Here is a 15,913-nt window from a genome sequence, read left to right as displayed (position 1 = left end):
AATTAATTAAAGAAATCTGAGGGGCCGTAATCAGGCTGGCCTAGCTCTGTGACCATTCCCTCATCGAACTCTTTTGATATTTGCTCCGAGATCCGCATCAAGGAATTCATAGAGCCCCTATAGCTGGGAACAAGCGATACGGTATCTGGCTCAGTCACCAGAACATCGCAACTCGACCCATCAACGTAATCCAATACTGATAGGTGGGCATATGGATTCTGATGATAGACAGTAAGGCTAGAACGTGTTAAACCGCCAAGAGCCTCTATCAAATCATCGTGGTCGTCAGGGTTTCGAAATACATCTGAATTGAATCTAATCTGGATTTGGTCAACATCTCCCGTCTCCTGTGAACGCTCACGATTACCGAATATGTCCGCTTTGTCTTGTCCAACCCTAGCATATTCTACAAGAAGGTGTTCAAAGAATAATCCAACAGTCCCCGACTCAAACTTTAGTTGTCCATCTCGGCTAATGAATCCCGAAAATAGCGCGTCATTGTCTCCTACGACATCAAAGTCAATTTTGTCGACATACTTGTCATTCGTTTCACTAACTCGGAATACCTCTTTGTAAGGATTTGTCTCGAACGAGATCGTCCCCTCGTCTTTCCTCGTGTAGGCCACCGCCTTATTCACTCGAATTTCTGGTTCGGTCGGCAGAGAGGCTTTCACGTTATCTAAGATGAGTTCTAGGTCAGATGAGTTAACAAAAAATTCTGAGATATTTGGCTCAGCTTGTTTGAATAGCCATAACACGCCACGTTCATAGAAATCGGGACCAGCGCCGGTGACTGCTGTCCAGACATCTGGTGAGCTGTTATCTATCAGCGCAAAACTTCCTTCAATCGTCCTCTGTCCCCCAGAGATGTCCGACCTTCTGATTGTCCGACTGATTTCAACACCATAGTGGTCTCCATGATCGGTGATCTCGACGGAGGTTTCATTTAGAAATGAGGCAGTAGTTTGCAACACATCTGCCGCGTCCTCAGGGCAAATCACCGACTTGAACCGAGCGGTTTGACGAGCATCTTCATTAACATGAGCATCGATTGCTCGTCTGAGTGTCTGTAGAGAGATCTCTTGCTCATACTCAAATAACGCTTCACCGACACTCAATTCGTACATCGTTTGTCTGGACGGACTGTTTACTTGTTGATATCATCCTCGTCCTTGGATGATATAATTTCTAGCCCCGTAGTGAAACTGGCGAGTCCTAGTAGCTGACTCATCAAACTATATTATCCTCTCACCTTCGGCTTCGGCTGATGCTCCGCATCTAACTTTCCCTGCAAATACCTCTGTCCTTCGCTCGTCACCTCGTACATCTCAAGATCGCGGGAAAGAGGAGCAATCAACTCAGCGTCCGCGAGCATCAGACACCGCTCCCGAATTCGACGCTCACTCGCATCGAACTGCATCACGGACTCCATGATCCGGGGACTCGCCAACGGGTCCTCAGCGACGTACTCAATGATACGCTCATCGAGGGTGCACATCCAACTGGCCGGCCTTCGGTCGGTCATCCGTTGGTTTTCTCAGTCCCTGAGTCAGCCGACTCATCCTGCTCTCCTGCATTCATGTAAGCTCCCGACTCGGCATCGTACTCTCCGTCGAGGTAAGCCTCTCCCTCGTCAGTGATGACGTATACCCCGTTCCCTAAATCACGGAGTAACCCATGTTCGGCGAGCTTCTTGCATCGACGAGATACGTGAGTGTTTGTCACTCTAATGTTCTCTTTATCTGTGAGCTCGCCGACTCTACCGCCTTCGTCCGCGCGGATATGCTCCAATATCCTGTCGTCCCATATGGTCATCCAGGTTCCTGGGTGTCTCATTATCTAACCCATACGTTGAGTAATACGTAGTAGTCAGCAAATCGCCTTATAATCGGCAACATAACCTATATGTGATAGCGCGCCCTCGGTGTCGATGCGAACCTGCGACTCGGTCGAGGATGACTCTGTTGGCGGTGTGAAGACGGGCCGTGCTGAAGACACGGCCCGAAAGCAGGTTCGGGAAAGCAAGCATGCAAACCGAACCATACGGGGCATGTAGCCCCGAACGGACAGAGGTATCGCCTCCCGATAAGTCCGACGACGCGACCGCGTGCACGTACTGTGACGCGCCCGCCGTCGGCATCGACGGCCGGACCAGGAACCCAGTGTGCAGCAGCTGCGCCCGCGCAGGCAACGGCAGGGTGTTCTGCGGACCATGACGGACGGCTACGTCCGCGTCGCGGAGATCACCGACGGCCGGAACGGGAACCTCGAAGAAGCGGAGCAGCTGAAGAAGGCGCTCGGTGCGCAGCATCGTGTCGTCGTTCGGTACCCCGACGACGCGGTGCTCGTCGAGGAACTCACGGACGTCGGAGAGCGGTGGACGCGCGTGGCGACCATCGACGCCGACTACAACGACGACCCCGAGGCGGCACGATTGCTCGGTGACGAACTCACCGCGACCGACTACCGCGTCGTCTGGTGCTACTGCTCCGACGAGGGCTACCTGGAGGTGCAGGTCGATGAGTAGGACGAAGCGGCTCGACCACGCCTCTCGCGAGGTTCGCGAGGCTGAGGCCATCCGCGCGAACCGTCGACAGGCACGCGCGCTCGAAGTCATCGCTGGCGTGCTGATGATGGACTACCTCGCGCGCCACGACGAGAGCTACTCCGTCGAAGAACTGTTCGAGGAAGCGCGTTGGCGCGCGCAGGGGGGGTCGCTGTGAGACGCTCCTACGTCGCGCAGTGTGACTGCGGCGCGGCCATCGTCGGCTACGTCGACGGCGACGTGTGCCCCTCCTGCGAGCAGGTGGTCGTCGATGGGTGACCTGCAGCCGCTCGCGCCGCGGGAGGCCATCACCCTCTACCTCGATGCGCGACGCGACGACACCACCGAGAACACCCGCGAGGGGCAACTGTACCGACTCCGCGCGTTCGCCACGTGGTGCGAGGAGGAGGGCATCGGCAATCTGAACGACCTCGATGGGCGCGACCTCTACGCCTACCGTATCTGGCGGCGAGAGGGTGGCTACTCGGACAGCGACGAGCTCGCCCCGTCGACGCTCCGCGGTGACCTCGCTACGCTCCGGGCGTTCCTCCGGTTCTGTGGCGACATCGACGCCGTGCCGACGGAGTTCTTCGACCGCGTCCCGCTCCCGAGCGTGTCGGGTCACGACGTGAGCGAATCGACGCTCGACCCGGAGCGCGCCGAGGTGATTCTCGACTACCTCGGCGAGTACGAGTACGCCAGCCGGACCCACGTCATCGTCCTGCTACTCTGGCACACTGGATGCCGGATGGGGGCGCTCCGCGCGCTCGACGTGGGCGATCTCGACCTCGACGGCGACCGACCGCAAGCTGACGGGCCAGGCGTTCACTTCGTCCACCGACCCGACGCCGGGACGCCGCTCAAGAACAAGGCGAAGAGCCAGCGATGGAACAGTGTGAGCGGCTACGTCGCTCGCGTGCTCCGTGCCTACATCGACGACCGGCGTGTCCCCGTCCTCGACGAGTACGGCCGCGAGCCGCTCATCTCGACCGAGAACGGGCGTATCGCCCGCTCGACCATTCGGGGGACGCTCTACCGCGTCACCCGCCCTTGCTGGTATGGTGAGGAGTGCCCGCACGACGAGGACCCGGAGACGTGCGAGTTCCAACGGCAGGCACGGATGAGCTCGTGCCCGTCGTCACGGTCGCCACACGACGTGCGGAGTGGCCGACTCACCTACTACCGACTCCACGAGACGGACCGGACGGTCGTCAGCGACCGGATGGACGCGAGCAACGACATCCTCGACAAGCACTACGACCGGCGTTCCGAGCGGCGGAAGGCCGAGCAGCGACGCAGCCACCTACCCGATTCATGAAGCATATATTCGACACCCAAGACGACAAGCAACCGGAATCCTGCGCACGGGGAGGGCGGACCTTCCTACCTTGCGATTCCGGGCGTGTAGTCACACCTTCGCAGTATGGCGATTTTGCCCGCTCAGAATCGGCTCAAAATTCTGAGCGCAACGGCACTGCAAGCGCGGGTCGACGCCGTACAGCGAATTTCATAGCTGAAAATTCGGGGGATTTCTGATGCGGTATTGCCCGAATTGCGCCGCGAGAACTACTCGCGGCACCGTTCACGGTTCAGGACTCCCGCGAGACTACTGTCCGGAGTGTGAGTGGGGCCGATGAGGGACCACTTGGACTTCATTGGACAAGTTGACACTTCTGGGAGCGCCGAGCGAGCCCGGGAGACGGCCGTCGAGATCGGCCCCGTCGAGCCCACCGGGCCGTTCATCGTCGCGTTCGAAGATGGGGGGCCGTGAGGCGAGGCAATCGCTCGCGAAATCTTCTCTTCGGTTGGTCGTCTCATACCCACGTTTAAGTATGGCATCGTGCCATTATCTACTACCCGAATGGTAAATCCTACCGAGACCGTTCGTTTGGAGAACGTCGTCGCATCTACCGGTATCGGCACCGAACTCGAACTCGAGCAAGTCGCGAAGGACCTTCAGGGGGCCGATTACAACCCCGAGAACTTCCCCGGTGTCGTCTACCGCCTCCAAGATCCCAAGGCAGCGACGCTCATCTTCCGCTCCGGGAAAATCGTGTGTACTGGCGCGAAATCGGTCGAGGACGTCCACGCTGCCTGCCAGCGTGTCTTCGACGATCTCCGTTCCCTCGGCGTTGACGTCGACGACAACCCTGAGGTTATCGTCCAGAACATCGTTGCCTCTGCCGATCTGGGCAACAATCTCAACCTCAACGCCATCGCTATCGGGTTCGGACTCGAAAACATCGAATACGAACCCGAACAGTTCCCCGGCCTCGTCTACCGCATTGACGACCCGAAGGTCGTCTCACTACTCTTCGGCAGCGGCAAAGTCGTGATCACTGGAGGGAAATCACCGGACGACGCGAAACGAGCGGTGACAGTAATCGCTGAGAACTTAACTGAACTCGGCTTGCTCTCCCCGTCTGAGTAACTCCGGTAGATTTCGTCTATTTCGGTGGCCGCTTAGGACAGTTGGCCTCCAGTCGAGACATTTCTCATCCGCTCGATTCAAGCGCTATACCGAGCGTTCTAGGGTTCGATGACACCTTCCTACGGGACACTCAATCTCCTTCCGCTGGCAGAACGATAAACGCGCCAGTCGGCCCGTGGATGTAGACCTCGCCAGATACGCTTGGCACCACGCGCGGTTCCGTGCCTGTGGGTTCGGTGTCGGAACGTAGGTCGCACCGTTCCTGTCGATCGCCTTTCTCTCGCCCAGTCCAACTACGTCATCATCTCAACCAACTTTGCTTAGAATGGAAATTCACTGTTTGATATAAAATAAATAACGGGATATATTTATTGCCTAAAAACATGTTGGCAAGTGATATGGGCCTGTTCAATCCAACTTGCCCGCGTTGTGGTAGTTCAAAGGTAACTCGCACGCACAGTATGAAATCGTGTAAATCGTGTGGAAAAAGCTGGAAATAACTGGCTGTTCGGTTAAAAAGTCACGATGAGTTTGGTGGGACTCAATTCGGACCTCTTTCGGGAGTTTCTCCGGGCCGACTGCGTTAACTGTATTGGTTGACTTGGAAATTGACAAATTCTAGCCAGCAATTCGAGTTACATCCAGAGACGAAGGATTCCAGAGGGTCGATTCTCGAAATTCGAACCTGAACGGGTCGTCACTCAACGTGGTCGAGTTCTACAAGAACGTGGTCGACTTATTGCAGAACTGGTCTACTACTGCCCGAATACCCCCCTGTTTCCGCTCGAACCGACACGTACCGTTCGAACGAGTGGCTCCTGAACGCGCTGTCAGTCGCTCACGGACACGAAGCGTAGGCTTAACCGCGCGACTACCGTACGCGGGATTCAATGGGGTCCGTCGAGGTCGTGTACGTCGCGGACGACGCAGCCGACGGCTCGGCGGTCGTCGACGCGTTGACCGCGGCCGGCTTCTCCGTGACCCCCGTTCACGACTGCTCGGCGGCGCTGGAGACGGTGCCGAGCGTCGACTGTCTGGTGTGTTCCGCCCCGTTCTCCGACGGTGGCGCAGTCTCGCTGTGCGGGCAGGTGCGCTCGCGTCACCCTGACATCCCGGTCGTCATCTACGCGGCGGTGGGCGACGCCTCGGAGGCGAGCGCGGCGTTCGCCGTCGGTGCGACCGACTACGTCCTCCGCGAGGAGGTGCCGCCCGAACGGTTCCCGACGCGGCTGTCGACGGCGCTCGCACGCGGTGACCTGCGCTACCGACAGCTCGTCGAACCGCTCGGCGACGTGGTGTACGTCACCGACGCCGACGGGCGGTTCCTCGCCGTCAACGGGGCGAGCGAGGACGTCACCGGCTACGCCCGGGAGGAGCTGGTCGGCAGCCACGTCTCGCTGGTACTCTCCGACGAAGACATCGAGCGCGGCGAGGCGGCCATCCGCGACCTCCTCTCGGCCGAGGGCCCCGAGACCGTGCGGTTCGAGCTTTCGGTTCGGACCCGCGAGGGCGAGACGATTCCCGTCGAGAATCACGTCGCGCTGCTGCCGATGCCCGACGACGAGTTCCGGGGGACCGTCGGCGTCCTGCGCGATATCTCCGGCCGACAGGCCCGCGACCGGCGGCTCCGCGAACTCCACGACGCCACCCGCCAGCTGATGGCTGCGACCACGCCCGAGGAGATCGCCGACATCACGGTACAGGCCGCCTCCGACGTGCTCGGCTACCCTATCAACGGCGTGCGACTCGTCCGGGGTGCGGAACTCGTTCCCGTCGCCGTCCCCGAGCAGACGCGCGAGCTGCTGGGTGAGCGGCCGGTCTACCCGGTCGACGGCGACAGCCTGCCCGCGACCGCCCTCCGCGAGGGGGAGCCGGTGGTGTACGACGACCTCAGCGCCGTCGCCACCGAGACGCCCCGTGGGGGACTCGGCGCCGGGATCTACCTCCCACTGGGTGACCACGGCACGCTGAGCATCGCCGCACAGGGCGACGACGTGTTCGACGACAGTGAGCGCCAGCTGGCGACCGTTCTCGCGGCGAACGCGGCGGCGGCACTCGACCGGGTGAGCCAGCGGGTCCGGCTCGAAGCCGAACACGACCGCTTCGCCGCGCTGTTCGAAAACATCCCCGACCCGACCATCTACGTCGAGTTCGAGGGGTTCGAGCCGGTGGTCCGCGATGCGAACCCGGCGTTCGAGCAGGTGTTCGGCGTCTCGGTCGAGCAAGTCTACGGCGAGTCCATCGACGACTACCTCCTCCCCGACGAGTCCGCACGCGGCGACGCCCGGCGGTTCAACGAACTCATCCAGTCGGGCGAGAGCTTCCACGGCGAGGTCCAGCGGGTGGCGGCAGACGGGGTCCGCGACTTCCTGCTGCACGTCGTGCCCTACGCCGTCGGCGAGCGGTCGACCCGCGGGTTCGCCATCTACACGGACATCACCGACCAGAAGGAGCGCGAGCGCGAACTCCGCCGGCAGAACCAGCGGCTCGACGAGTTCGCGAGCGTCGTTAGTCACGACCTCCGGAACCCGCTGAACGTCGCCCTGGGTCGCATGGAGATGGCTCGCGAGACCGGGGACGCCGAGGACTTCGAGGCCGTCGAGGCGGCACTCTCGCGGATGGAATCGCTCATCGAGGGGCTGCTCGGGCTCGCCCGACAGGGGCAGGCCGTCGGCGAGCCGGCCGTCGTCGACGTGGGGCAGGTGGCCGAACTGGCGTGGAGCGCCGTCGACACGGGCGACGCCGAACTGGTCGTCGCGGACCCGCCGCTCGTCGAGGGTGACGGCGACCGCCTCCAGCAGCTGTTCGAGAACCTCTTCGCCAATGCGGTCGAACACGCCGGCGCCGCGCCGACGGTCACGGTCGGCGCGCTCGACGACGGCTTCTACGTCGCCGACGACGGGCCCGGTATCGATCCTGACGACCGCGACCACCTGTTCGAATTCGGTCACTCCGGGGGCGACGGCACCGGCTTCGGGCTCGCCATCGTCGAACAGATCGTCGAGGCGCACGGCTGGTCGATCGCCGTGGTCGACGCGCCCGGTGCGCGCTTCGAGATAGCCGGGGTCTCGTCGATCTAGTGCTGTTCCTCGCCGCGGTGCCAGACGGTGCCGTTGGCGCGGTAGCCGTCGAACTCCCCGCTTCTGATCTCGGCTTCGATCTCGTCGGTCGTCTCCTCGTTTAGCCCGACGAGGTGACACAGCGGGTGGCCGGGGAGCGCCACGGGGTTCTCGAGGACGCCGACGAGCAGCCCCGTGAACGGCGCCTCGACGACGTGCTCGTCGCGCGAGAAGTGGTCCGTGATGGTGCAGATGGTCTCGCCCGCTCGGACGAGCGGATAGGGGCCCCACTGCATCTCGACGAGCCCGCCCCGGTCGGCCCGGAGCCACGCCTTCTGGTCGGCGGGGTCGACGATGCGCCACCAGCCGGGCCAGTCGACGCTCCCGTCGACCATGTCGTACTCTGCGAGCACGCTCTCGACGCCGTCGAGCGCCTTCTGGATGAGCAGCGGCTGGAAGCGGTGGGCCTTCCCCATCTCGACGGTGACCGTGGGGATGCCCGCGACCGTCGCCGCCCCCCGGAGACTCCCCTCATCACCCCCCCCAGAAAGGATGACGCTCGCGCCGAACGCGCGAGCGAGCCGTTCGACGGCGGGGTTCGAGACGTCCGCGCGGGTGTGGTACATCGTCGTCCGGTTGCGGGTCGAGGTGTGGAAGTCGAGTCCGAGGTCGCACTTGGAGACGAACGCCTCCCAGACTGCGTACGCCATCCGCTCTGCGGTGTTCGACTTCGCCTTCCCGGGGAACGAGCGGTTCATGTCCTGGTCGTAGATGGGGAGGTAGCGCTGCTGGGCCTGATAGCCGGGAACGTTGACGACGTGGACGATGACAATGGTCCCCCGGACGTCGCCGGGCTCGTAGCGCGCGGCGAGCTCCTGACACACCTTCACGCCGTTGAGTTCGTCGCCGTGGATGGCGGCGGTACAGCAGAGCCGTGGCCCCGGCTCGTCGCCGTTGATGATCGTCACTGGCACCTCGACAGGGTCGCCGAGATACGTCTCGGACACCTCGTAGCGGAGGTGTCGCTTCTCGCCCGGTTCGACCTCCCCGTCGTAGCGGAACGCACGGGGTTCCTCTGGAACGTCCATGGCTCCGTGTCCGTCGGGGCGTACATGAAGCCGCGGGGCGTGTCGGTAGTGGGAAGTGTCCCGGCACAGAGGGGTGGACATGGCCGTTACGTTCGACCTGTTCGGGACGCTCGTCCGCGTCGACCGGCTCGACGACCCGGCAGCGGCCGTGGCGCGCGAACTCCGGGCGCGGGACGTGGCCGTCCCCGACGACTGGGCGGCCGCCTACACGGAGCGGCACGTCGACGCCCCCGAGGGCGCGGAGGTACCGCTTCCCGCACACGTCGCGCGGGCGCTCGCGTCTCGGGGGGTTGACGCGCCCGGGAACGCCGCCCGCCGTGCCGTGGTCGCGGCGTTCGACCCCGAGGTGGAGGTCGTCGAGGGCGCTCCCGAGGCGGTCGCCGCCGCCCGCGAGCACGGCCCGGTCGGACTGCTCTCGAACACCTCGGTTCCGGAACTCGCCCGTCGGGTGCTCGTCCGCGCGGGGCTCCGCGGCGAGTTCGACGCCGTCGTCACGAGCATCGCCTGCGGCTGGCGGAAGCCCGACGCCCGGGCGTTCGAGACGGTCGCCCGCCAGCTCGACTGCACGCCCGACCGGCTCGTCCACGTCGGTGACGACCCGGCGACCGACGGGGGCGTCGACGCGATAGGCGGCACGTTCCTCGACGTCGAGGAGGTGCCGCTCACGGCGCTGCCCGCGTGGCTCGACGCCCGCTGAGATAACAAATCCTTAGTAACACTCGGGTAATTAGTTCACAACATGACCGTCGTCAGCGTGTCGATGCCGGAGTCGCTGTTGGAACGACTGGACGAGTTCGCCGAGGAACACGGCTACACCGGGCGCAGCGAGGTCGTCCGCGAGGCGTCGCGCAACCTGCTGGGGGAGTTCGAGGACAAGAAGCTCGAGGACCGCGACCTCATCGGCGTGGTCACCGTGCTGTTCAACTACGAGACCTCCTCGGCCGAGCAGCGGATGATGCAGCTCCGGCACGAACACGAGGACCTCGTCACCTCGAACGTCCACAACCACGTCGGCGACCACTACTGCATGGAGCTGTTCATCGTCGAGGGGCGGCTCGACGAGATCTCGACGTTCGTCGGGAAGATCCGTGCCACCCGCAACACGCTCTCGGTCGACTACTCGGTCATCCCGGTCGACGACTTCGAGGCGACGTTCGGCGAGGAGCTCGCCGACCACGACCACGACTGACGCGATATACTATTCTTCCTGACACGTATGACGTTGGGCAGACAGGCGAGTGACGACGCTCCACAAAACATATACTGCATCCCTTCTCCCGTGGTGGTGGAGGATGCGGGTCCTGTCACACGCTCCCCTTTCGTGACGAAGTTTCGACAGGTGCGCCGGCTGCACACCGGCGCGTCACGTTCGTCGCCACAGGACGCTCGCACGCGGTGGTGCAGTCGGCGGATAATATGATACTACTCTATCAGTAGGGTATATGCTCTCAGGCCGCGTATCTGGGGGTAGTAGGGGTGGGTAGTATGCAACGAACCGAGATACATCACGCCGATTCGCCCGGGTTCGTACCGGACGGTGGGGTGGTAGGGGGGGAGGAACCGCTTTCGACCGATGCCGTGTTCGAGACGCTCAGCAGTCAGCGGCGTCGGTACACGTTGCACTACCTGAAACAGCGCGACGGCCCGGTCACCATCCGTGCGCTCTCCGAGCAGCTCGCGGCGTGGGAGAACGGCACCGACCTGGCCGACGTGACGCCGAAGGAGCGCAAGCGGGTGTACACCGCGCTCCACCAGACCCACCTCCCGAAGATGGACTCACTCGGCGTCGTCACGTACGACCGCGACCGCGGGACCATCGAGCTCCGGAACCACGTCCGGGCGTTCGACGTCTACCTCGACGTCGTGCCGGTCGACGATCTCCCGTGGGGACAGTTCTACCTCGCGCTCGGCGCGGTGTTCGCCGCGATCGTGACGGTCGGCTCGCTCGGCGTCTACCCCTTCTCGCTGGTCCCCGGCTACGGCTACGCGCTCGTCGTCGCGCTGACGTTCGCCGCCGCCGCCGGCTACCACACCTACCGAGAGCGGGAAACTCGAGTGGGTGGGACCGACGAACCGACGGACGTGACGATGCCCCCGGAGGCGTCTGAGCCGGAGCGGTCGACAGCGAGCGCCGACGATTGAATCGGTGGTGGGGGCGCGTCCGTTCATGACCGGACGCGTGTGAACGACTCAGTATGACGGCCATACTGTGGGGCTGCGGCCGTCTCGTCCCTGTATTCGGTGCGTCACCGAGGGAAATCTTCTATACGGTGGGGGGTCGTTCCGCAACTGTGACGGTTCTCATCGCCGCGGCGGGTGACGACGGACGGACGGCCCGTTCGCTGCTCGCCGACGCCGGGTTCGACGTCGAGCGCGTCACGACGCTGTCGGCCACCCGCGTTCGGGCGGCTACGGTGGACGTGCTCGTCGTCGGGGACCTCGAGAACGCGACGGCGCGCGACCTGCGGGACGCGCTCCGGGCTGCCGATGGCTCGCTCCCGCCGCTGGTCCGGCTCGGTGCCGACGACGCGTTCGAGACGGCGGTCACCCCTCCGTTCGAGGCCGACCAGCTCGTTCGAGCGGTCACGGCCGCGCGACAGGGTGCCCAGTACCGACAGGCAGTCGACGACCTCTACGAGCAGTGCCGGGAGCAGGCGGCGACCGACGACCCGGACGCCGCCGCTGTTACCGCGGCGAAGCGCCGCGCGCAGGAGGCGTTCGACGAGACGCGGCGGCTGGGGGTCGCGGCACCGTACGAACAGTTGTTCGACCCGCGGGAGACGGCTCCCGAGTTCGAGGGGTTCTGGGAGGAGCCGGACGGCGACGAGACCGAGTGTCCGGACGGGTCGACGAAGGAGTCGGAGTCTCAGACGTAGCCGTAGAGCGTGGCGGCGAGCCCCGCGTAGTACGCCGCCGTGAACACGAGCGAGAGGAGGCCCACCTTCAGGATGTACCCGGGATAGCTCTGGGCATCCATCCACCCGGCGACGCCGTCGTCGCCGCGCTCCCACGGCATCCCGCGGTTCGGCGGGAGCGGCGCGCTCCCCTCCCGGTCGGGACGGGTGTCCCGGGCGGCGTCGCGAGCCACTTCGACGCGCGGTCCCGGCACGTGTGTCGCGTCGTGCTGCTGGTCGGTGTCGTGCTGCTGGTCGGTGTCGTGCTGCTGGTCGGTCGACTCGGGTGGGTTCGGTGGGGTGTCGAGGACGGTCGTGCCGTCGCCGAACTCGAAGCCGACCTCGCCGCTCCCGGCGCGACCGCCCTCCGTGAACCGGGTACAGGCGTGGTGTGGGAACTGGTGGCGAGCACAGAACTGGTCGTCACAGTGCCCACAGGTGAACAGGAGTTCGTCTTCGGCGCCACAGCACGCGCACGCGGCCATTACCACTCAAATTCAGCTACTCCCTCTTGAAATTTTCAGTCAGTTTCGCTCGCGATTCGGCGGTCGCGGGCGAGCCTCCGGGAGACATAGACCTTTGTGCCGCGACGGTACAGGGGCGTGTATGGCAGACGACACGCACGGCGAGCAGTTCGGCGTCAAGCACATCCGCGAGGTGTATCGAAAGGGGATGTTCGAGGGGGAGACGCCCGACTTCCCGGTCTCGTACGCCGACCTCCGCGAGCAGGCGTTCGAGCGGATGGACGAGAACGCGAAGGCGTACGTCCACGGCGGGGCGGGCACCGAGGAGACGTTCGAGCGGAACAAGGACTTCTCCGCGTGGCGCATCGTCCCCCGGATGCTCAAGGGCGTCGCGGACCGCGACCTCACGGTCGACCTCTACGGCCGGACCCACGAGTACCCGCTGATGATCACGCCGCTCGGCGTCCAGACGCTGCTCCACGAGGAGGGCGAACTCGCCACGGCCCGCGCCTGCGCCGAGATGGACGTGCCGTTCATCCTGAGCTCGCTCTCCTCGACGCCGATGGAGGACGTCGCGGAGGCGCTCGGTGACGTGCCCAAGTGGTTCCAGTTCTACTGGTCCACGGACAGAGACGTCGCCGAGTCGTTCCTCGACCGTGCCGAGGAAGCAGGCTACGACGCCATCGTCTTCACCGTCGACGCGCCGACGCTCGGCTGGCGCGAGCGCCTGCTCGAACGGGGGTACTACCCGTTCCTCGAGGGCGAAGGCGTGGCCAACTACTTCTCGGACCCGGCGTTCCGCGAGAAACTCGACGCGCCACCCGAGGAGGACCCGCAGGCCGCCGTCGACCTGTTCCTCGAAATCTTCGGCGACGCATCGCTCACGTGGGACGACCTCGCGTTCCTCCAGGAGCGAACCGACCTCCCGGTCATCGTGAAGGGCATTCTCCACCCCGGCGACGCGCGACTGGCCATCGACCACGGCGCGGACGGCGTCGGCGTCTCGACGCACGGCGGTCGGCAGGTCGACGGCTCCATCACCGCCTTCGAGGCGCTGCCGGACGTCGCCGACGAGGTCGACGGCGAGGTGCCGGTGTTCTTCGATTCGGGGGTTCGAAACGGCTCGAACGCGTTCAAGGCGCTCGCGCTCGGTGCCGACACGGTGCTGCTCGGCCGGCCGTTCGCCTACGGTCTCGCCCATAGCGGCCAGTCGGGCGTCGAGAACGTCCTCCGAAACACCATCTCGCAGATCGACCTGACGATGGGACTCGCGGGCATCGACGACGTCGAGGCCATCGGCCGCGACGCCGTGCGACACGAACGCGACCTGTAGCGCCTACGCCTCTCGGTTCTCTCCGAACCATTCCGTCCCGAAGTCGACGAGCGCCCGCTGGTCGAGCAGCGTGGTGTCCGCGACCCCGACCTCGCCGGTCGTGACGGCCTCGGGGTGGGCCGCGGCGAACGCCGCCCCGCAGTTGGGGAAGTCGTCGGTGTCGGTCGCCAGTTCGGTCCATTCGACCCACTCGCGGTCTCCTCCTCGGAGCATCGGCGCACCGGCCTCATCGGTCGGTTTCGCCCAGTCGGCGCGGTGTTCTGCGAGATGCAGCGAGGTGTTCGTGTTGTGGTCGGTTCCGAGCTGGAGGACGTACCCACCGCGGTCGTAGACGGCTTCCAGTGGCGACCCCGGACCGAGCCCCGTGTCGAGCGGGTGGTCCGCGACCACGTCGGCGGCGTCGGCGCCCCACGCCGCGAAGGAGTAGAGGGGGTGGGCACTCCGCTCGACACCGGGGTAGCTTCGGAAACAGTCGGGAACCGAACCGACTCGGGGACACGGCGTCACCGCGGGTCGGTAGGGGCTCACCGCGTCGCGGAACGGCTGGTGCCACGACTCGGGAATCGGGGGGTTCGACCAGTCTTTCGGGTCCGAGAGCTGGCTGGTGTGCGTCGGGAGGACGAGCGTGCCGGTCTCGGTGACGACCGACTGGAGGGCGTCGACGACCGCGGGCGGGCCGCCCGCGACCCAGCCGAGCGCCGACAGCGAGGAGTGGACGAGGAGGGTGTCGCCCGCCTCGACGCCGAGCGCCCGGAGGTCCGCGGCGATGCGAGCCGTGGTGATGGGTTCGTCACATCGCGCTTCGGGCAAGGCGTCGCTCACGGTGACCACCGGGGGTGCATACGCTGGAGGTCCGAAGTGGCCGGAATAAGCCTTTTGCCGCCGGTCAGCCCCACGACAGCAGCGCCTTCAACTGCTCGCGAGAGAACAGCGTCGAGGGCTCGTCCATGTGGACGCCGATCTTCCCCGAGAAGGCGCGCATCCCCAGCTCCTGGAGGGATTCCGGGAACGAGTAGCCCGCGCGGACGAGGTGGCCGAGCCGCTGTTCGGTCCGGAGTTCCGACCGCCACGCGTCCTCGTAGTCGCCCACCGTTTCGGGTCGAGCCGGGTCGACGACTCGCGTAGCGTGGTCGGCCGCGCGCATCCCGTAGAGGATGCCGCCGCCGGTGAACGGCTTGGTCTGGGCAGCGGCGTCCCCGACGAGCAGCGACCGCTTGCCCGTGACGCGCTTCGGTGGGCCGACGGGGATGAGCCCCGAACACCGCTCACAGAGGTCGGCGTCGTAGTCGTCGAGGAGCGCCGAGAACCGGGCTTTCGCGTCGTCGCCGGGGCGAACCGCGAGCCCGTACTCGACGCCCGCGTCGCCGCGAGGAATCCGCCACGCGAAGAACGTCGGGACGGTGAGGTGGACGTCGACGAACTCCTGGTGGTCGGGCTCGGGGTCGAAGCCCAGCACCCCATGCAGAAACTCGTCGGGTTCGGGGAGGCCGCACTGCTCTCGCACGCGGGAGCGGGGGCCGTCCGCGCCGACGACCAGCCGGCTCTCGAAGCGTTCGAGGCCGTCCGGGCCGCGGGCGGTCACGGTCACCGATTCCCGGTGCTCCTCGACGGTGGTGACGGTGTGGTGGTCGCGCACGTCCGCACCCGCGTCGGCCGCCGCCTGCGCGAGGGTCTTGTCGAGGCCGACGCGGTCGATGGCGTTCGAGATGGGTTCGTCCCGGTAGAACGGGTGGGCGGGCGAGTCGGCACCGCCGAGGTGGAACCGGGCGCCGTGGATGGCGTTCTGGAACAGGTCGTCGCGTGCCTCGTCCGGAACGTACTCCCAGATGTCGAGCGAGACGTGGCCCGAGCAGGCGAGCGGGCGGCCGACTTCGCCCTGTTCGAGAACGAGCACGTCGTGGCCACGCTCGGCCGCCCCTCGGGCGAACCGCGAGCCTGCGGGGCCGGCACCCACGACGACGAAGTCACGCATCTGTCGAGTAGTGGGTGTCGCCCGACAAGTATCTTCCAGTCTCGCGGGCGTGGTCGGGAGTATATTTATCCCACAGTGCGGGACATCTATGGTGTCAGGGGGGTCGAACCGCCCCGGAGCACACACG

Annotated in this window: 19 protein-coding genes; 12 read left to right on the top strand and 7 right to left on the bottom strand. The window is 64.7% G+C overall.

The genetic code is table 11. The annotated features are described in order from the left end of the window. Positions 1–2: 2 nt before the first annotated feature. The 3 genes from NL126_RS05910 to NL126_RS05905 form a co-directional block, all read right to left on the bottom strand. On the bottom strand, positions 3–1,127 hold the full coding sequence (locus NL126_RS05910; RefSeq protein ID WP_255197997.1) for a hypothetical protein: 1,125 nt from the start codon (positions 1,125–1,127) through the stop codon (positions 3–5). Positions 1,128–1,240: 113 nt separating this feature from the next. Continuing rightward, on the bottom strand, positions 1,241–1,525 hold the full coding sequence (locus NL126_RS22170) for a winged helix-turn-helix domain-containing protein (RefSeq protein WP_491536955.1): 285 nt from the start codon (positions 1,523–1,525) through the stop codon (positions 1,241–1,243). After that, positions 1,522–1,836, bottom strand: coding sequence for a helix-turn-helix domain-containing protein (locus NL126_RS05905; protein ID WP_255197996.1), 315 nt, complete (start codon positions 1,834–1,836; stop codon positions 1,522–1,524). The genes NL126_RS22170 and NL126_RS05905 overlap by 4 nt, the downstream gene beginning before the upstream one ends. 376 nt (positions 1,837–2,212) lie before the next feature. On the opposite strand from NL126_RS05905, the gene NL126_RS05900 reads away from it, so the two are divergent. From NL126_RS05900 to NL126_RS05875, 7 genes are all read left to right on the top strand, one after another. After that, complete coding sequence (locus tag NL126_RS05900) at positions 2,213–2,527, top strand: hypothetical protein (protein WP_255197995.1); 315 nt, start codon at positions 2,213–2,215, stop codon at positions 2,525–2,527. Further along, positions 2,520–2,723: a hypothetical protein gene (locus NL126_RS05895; protein WP_255197994.1), complete on the top strand. Its 204-nt coding sequence runs from the start codon at positions 2,520–2,522 to the stop codon at positions 2,721–2,723. The genes NL126_RS05900 and NL126_RS05895 overlap by 8 nt, the downstream gene beginning before the upstream one ends. Before the next feature lie 93 nt (positions 2,724–2,816). Continuing rightward, entirely contained in the window at positions 2,817–3,863 is a 1,047-nt protein-coding gene (locus tag NL126_RS05890; protein ID WP_255197993.1) for a tyrosine-type recombinase/integrase, read from the top strand. Between the two features lie 217 nt (positions 3,864–4,080). Then, complete coding sequence (locus NL126_RS22030) at positions 4,081–4,182, top strand: zinc ribbon domain-containing protein (RefSeq protein ID WP_350355488.1); 102 nt, start codon at positions 4,081–4,083, stop codon at positions 4,180–4,182. Continuing rightward, entirely contained in the window at positions 4,179–4,316 is a 138-nt protein-coding gene (locus tag NL126_RS05885) for a hypothetical protein (protein ID WP_255197992.1), read from the top strand. Before NL126_RS22030 ends, NL126_RS05885 begins: the two co-directional genes overlap by 4 nt. Before the next feature lie 90 nt (positions 4,317–4,406). Next, the gene (locus NL126_RS05880; RefSeq protein ID WP_255197991.1) at positions 4,407–4,976 is read left to right on the top strand and encodes a TATA-box-binding protein; all 570 of its coding nucleotides are present in this window, start codon (positions 4,407–4,409) and stop codon (positions 4,974–4,976) included. Positions 4,977–5,866: 890 nt separating this feature from the next. Further along, a complete protein-coding gene (locus NL126_RS05875) occupies positions 5,867–8,056 on the top strand; it encodes a hybrid sensor histidine kinase/response regulator (protein ID WP_255197990.1) in 2,190 nt (729 codons plus the stop codon). On the opposite strand, the gene NL126_RS05870 is transcribed toward NL126_RS05875, so the two are convergent. Then, positions 8,053–9,123 (bottom strand): succinylglutamate desuccinylase/aspartoacylase family protein, encoded by a 1,071-nt coding sequence (locus tag NL126_RS05870; RefSeq protein ID WP_255197989.1) that lies wholly within the window; start codon positions 9,121–9,123, stop codon positions 8,053–8,055. The genes NL126_RS05875 and NL126_RS05870 overlap by 4 nt on opposite strands. 79 nt (positions 9,124–9,202) lie before the next feature. Here NL126_RS05870 and NL126_RS05865 point away from each other — a divergent pair, with 79 nt between their 5' ends. From NL126_RS05865 to NL126_RS05850, 4 genes are all read left to right on the top strand, one after another. Continuing rightward, a complete protein-coding gene (locus NL126_RS05865) occupies positions 9,203–9,820 on the top strand; it encodes an HAD family hydrolase (protein WP_255197988.1) in 618 nt (205 codons plus the stop codon). A gap of 42 nt (positions 9,821–9,862) precedes the next feature. Next, complete coding sequence (nikR, locus tag NL126_RS05860; protein ID WP_255197987.1) at positions 9,863–10,312, top strand: nickel-responsive transcriptional regulator NikR; 450 nt, start codon at positions 9,863–9,865, stop codon at positions 10,310–10,312. A gap of 296 nt (positions 10,313–10,608) precedes the next feature. Further along, positions 10,609–11,265, top strand: a complete 657-nt coding sequence (locus tag NL126_RS05855) for a DUF7344 domain-containing protein (protein ID WP_255197986.1) — start codon at positions 10,609–10,611, stop codon at positions 11,263–11,265. A gap of 149 nt (positions 11,266–11,414) precedes the next feature. Continuing rightward, complete coding sequence (locus NL126_RS05850; RefSeq protein ID WP_255197985.1) at positions 11,415–11,999, top strand: hypothetical protein; 585 nt, start codon at positions 11,415–11,417, stop codon at positions 11,997–11,999. Here the strand turns inward: NL126_RS05850 and NL126_RS05845 are convergent. Then, positions 11,990–12,502 carry an AN1-type zinc finger protein gene (locus tag NL126_RS05845; protein ID WP_255197984.1) on the bottom strand — a complete coding sequence of 171 codons (513 nt, stop codon included), beginning with the start codon at positions 12,500–12,502 and terminating at the stop codon, positions 11,990–11,992. The two genes, NL126_RS05850 and NL126_RS05845, sit on opposite strands and share 10 nt — an antisense overlap. Before the next feature lie 121 nt (positions 12,503–12,623). Between NL126_RS05845 and NL126_RS05840 the strand changes: the two genes are divergently transcribed. After that, positions 12,624–13,814, top strand: coding sequence for a lactate 2-monooxygenase (locus NL126_RS05840; RefSeq protein WP_255197983.1), 1,191 nt, complete (start codon positions 12,624–12,626; stop codon positions 13,812–13,814). A 3-nt stretch (positions 13,815–13,817) separates the two neighbouring features. On the opposite strand, the gene NL126_RS05835 is transcribed toward NL126_RS05840, so the two are convergent. After that, the gene (locus NL126_RS05835) at positions 13,818–14,636 is read right to left on the bottom strand and encodes an AAC(3) family N-acetyltransferase (RefSeq protein WP_255197982.1); all 819 of its coding nucleotides are present in this window, start codon (positions 14,634–14,636) and stop codon (positions 13,818–13,820) included. 64 nt (positions 14,637–14,700) lie between these two features. After that, positions 14,701–15,786: a geranylgeranyl reductase family protein gene (locus NL126_RS05830; protein WP_255197981.1), complete on the bottom strand. Its 1,086-nt coding sequence runs from the start codon at positions 15,784–15,786 to the stop codon at positions 14,701–14,703. Positions 15,787–15,913: the final 127 nt, after the last annotated feature.

This window comes from Halorarius litoreus (assembly GCF_024362405.1).
In the GTDB taxonomy this organism is placed as follows: Archaea; Halobacteriota; Halobacteria; order Halobacteriales; family Haloarculaceae; genus Halorarius; species Halorarius litoreus.
This window is presented reverse-complemented; position numbering and strand designations above follow the sequence as displayed.

Coding starts and splice junctions, on each gene's coding strand:
- NL126_RS05870 (WP_255197989.1), bottom strand. CDS start 9,123: ATGGACGTTCCAGAGGAACCCCGTGCGTTCCGCTACGACGGGGAGGTC.
- nikR (WP_255197987.1), top strand. CDS start 9,863: ATGACCGTCGTCAGCGTGTCGATGCCGGAGTCGCTGTTGGAACGACTG.
- NL126_RS05855 (WP_255197986.1), top strand. CDS start 10,609: ATGCAACGAACCGAGATACATCACGCCGATTCGCCCGGGTTCGTACCG.
- NL126_RS22170 (WP_491536955.1), bottom strand. CDS start 1,525: ATGACCGACCGAAGGCCGGCCAGTTGGATGTGCACCCTCGATGAGCGT.
- NL126_RS05890 (WP_255197993.1), top strand. CDS start 2,817: ATGGGTGACCTGCAGCCGCTCGCGCCGCGGGAGGCCATCACCCTCTAC.
- NL126_RS05840 (WP_255197983.1), top strand. CDS start 12,624: ATGGCAGACGACACGCACGGCGAGCAGTTCGGCGTCAAGCACATCCGC.
- NL126_RS22030 (WP_350355488.1), top strand. CDS start 4,081: ATGCGGTATTGCCCGAATTGCGCCGCGAGAACTACTCGCGGCACCGTT.
- NL126_RS05885 (WP_255197992.1), top strand. CDS start 4,179: ATGAGGGACCACTTGGACTTCATTGGACAAGTTGACACTTCTGGGAGC.
- NL126_RS05910 (WP_255197997.1), bottom strand. CDS start 1,127: ATGTACGAATTGAGTGTCGGTGAAGCGTTATTTGAGTATGAGCAAGAG.
- NL126_RS05900 (WP_255197995.1), top strand. CDS start 2,213: ATGACGGACGGCTACGTCCGCGTCGCGGAGATCACCGACGGCCGGAAC.
- NL126_RS05845 (WP_255197984.1), bottom strand. CDS start 12,502: ATGGCCGCGTGCGCGTGCTGTGGCGCCGAAGACGAACTCCTGTTCACC.
- NL126_RS05905 (WP_255197996.1), bottom strand. CDS start 1,836: ATGAGACACCCAGGAACCTGGATGACCATATGGGACGACAGGATATTG.
- NL126_RS05880 (WP_255197991.1), top strand. CDS start 4,407: ATGGTAAATCCTACCGAGACCGTTCGTTTGGAGAACGTCGTCGCATCT.
- NL126_RS05865 (WP_255197988.1), top strand. CDS start 9,203: ATGGCCGTTACGTTCGACCTGTTCGGGACGCTCGTCCGCGTCGACCGG.
- NL126_RS05895 (WP_255197994.1), top strand. CDS start 2,520: ATGAGTAGGACGAAGCGGCTCGACCACGCCTCTCGCGAGGTTCGCGAG.
- NL126_RS05830 (WP_255197981.1), bottom strand. CDS start 15,786: ATGCGTGACTTCGTCGTCGTGGGTGCCGGCCCCGCAGGCTCGCGGTTC.
- NL126_RS05875 (WP_255197990.1), top strand. CDS start 5,867: ATGGGGTCCGTCGAGGTCGTGTACGTCGCGGACGACGCAGCCGACGGC.